This window comes from Parasphingomonas frigoris (assembly GCF_036663815.1).
Taxonomy (GTDB): Bacteria; Pseudomonadota; Alphaproteobacteria; order Sphingomonadales; family Sphingomonadaceae; genus Sphingomonas.
The window spans coordinates 1-1,696 of the sequence record NZ_JAXOJQ010000032.1 but is presented as its reverse complement, the minus strand read 5'-3'; the positions used below and the strand labels follow the sequence as shown (position 1 = coordinate 1,696).

1 pseudogene is annotated in these 1,696 nt (G+C 62.4%); it reads left to right on the top strand.

Features of this window, described 5'->3' with window-relative positions:
- The first annotated feature begins 153 nt into the window (after positions 1-153).
- A pseudogene (locus tag U1872_RS22190) lies at positions 154-1,414 on the top strand (IS110 family RNA-guided transposase).
- Positions 1,415-1,696 lie beyond the last annotated feature (282 nt).

Below are 1,696 nucleotides of genomic sequence, written 5' to 3'. Positions count from 1 at the left end.
TAGCACATTGGGAAGCGCCGGTTCGGGAGCCGCTATGGCCCTGATGAAGACAAGGCCGCGTAGCGGCCGCAGGGTTCATCAGGGCAAGCCATGGCCGGCCAGCGGGTGTCTAAAGTGAAGTTGTCGAGACAACACTTTGGAGGCCGACCGACCATGACCAAGCTCACCCCTACGCCTGCTGGCGCCGTGCTGGTAGCCATAGACATGTCCAAGAATCGGCAGGAAGTCCTCATCGAGCGACCCGAAGGCGGCCGGCGCCGGCGGATGACCGTCATGGCAACCAAGAAGGACTATGACGACTTTGCCGAACAGCTCGCTGCCATCGGCCGTCCCATCGTCGTCGGGTTCGAGGCGACCGGAAATTACCATCGAACGCTGGCGCACAGGCTGCTGACCGCGGGGTTTGAGCTACGCCTCATCTCGTCGGTCGCGCTCGCCCGAACGCGCGAGGCGCTGCACAACGGTTGGGACAAAAACGATTCCAAGGACGCCCAGGTCATCCTGCACATGCTGCGGATCGGGGCGACGCAGCGTTATGTCGATCCGCTGGCGGCCGGGATCAACGACCTGCAGGAACTGTCGAAGACCCACGAAACGATCTCCAAGGCCAAGACGCAAACCTGGCATCGGATCCTCACCCACTATTTGCCGCTCTACTTCCCAGAGATCGCCCGCTTCGCCGGCAACAGCAGATCCGACTGGTTTTTTGCGCTCATCGAGCGGTTCCCCACTCCTGCCAGCATCACCGCGCTCGACGCCGAGACATTCTCGGCCGTGGCCTGGCCTCTCATCGGCCGCAAGGTTTCCAAGGCCCGTCTTATCAATGACATATACGAAACGGCCTGCGCCTCGGTGGCTCTGCCAGTCCCGGAGGATTCGGCAGCAATCACCATGTTCCGTATGGTCATCGCGCAGGGGCGCAGTCTCATCCAGCAGCGTGACGAGATAGAGCGGCTTGCCCATGCCAGGCTGGCCGAGCATGTCGATTACCAGCTGCTGCGCAAGATTCCCGGCATCGGCCCGATCAACGCGCTGACCATCCTGGCGGAAGCCGGCGATCTGCGCCGGTTCAATCATCATCGCCAATTTCTGAAATTCTGCGGCCTCGATCTCGCGACGTGTCAGTCAGGCACGTTCCGTGGCCGCACAAAGCTGTCCAAATACGGCAATGCACGGTTGCGCCGGACTTTCTGGATGGCTGCTCAGGTTGCCGCGCGTCAGCGCGACAATAGCTTCCGCGATAAGCTCGGACGATATGTAGCCGGGCACGCGGACGATGCCGACCGTCGCCGCAAGGCGATGACGGCGCTCACCGCCAAGATGGCGCGCGTGGCTCACGCCGTCATCAAGACGGGGACAGAGTACCGGCCGTTCCTCGAACGGTCGGATGCCAGGTGGAAGGACCCCTCTCTGATGTGCCGTGAGGGCGCGAGAGCGACCCTGTAGACAATGTTTGGGCCTTCCACCTGGGCGCGTATCTCGTTTTAAGGATGGTGAGGACCACGGCCGCCCCGGCGCCGCTGGATCCTGTGTTTGCTATGGCAGGGAGCGATCCCGTTGACGGTGGGAGCCATCTGGCTCAGAATGAATGCCGCGCCGATGGTTGTCGGCGCATGGATATCTGCTGGCCGAAACCCGCCGCTGCTTCCCAACATAGGACGTTGTCGCTGACCACCATGCACGGCAGCCCGCGACG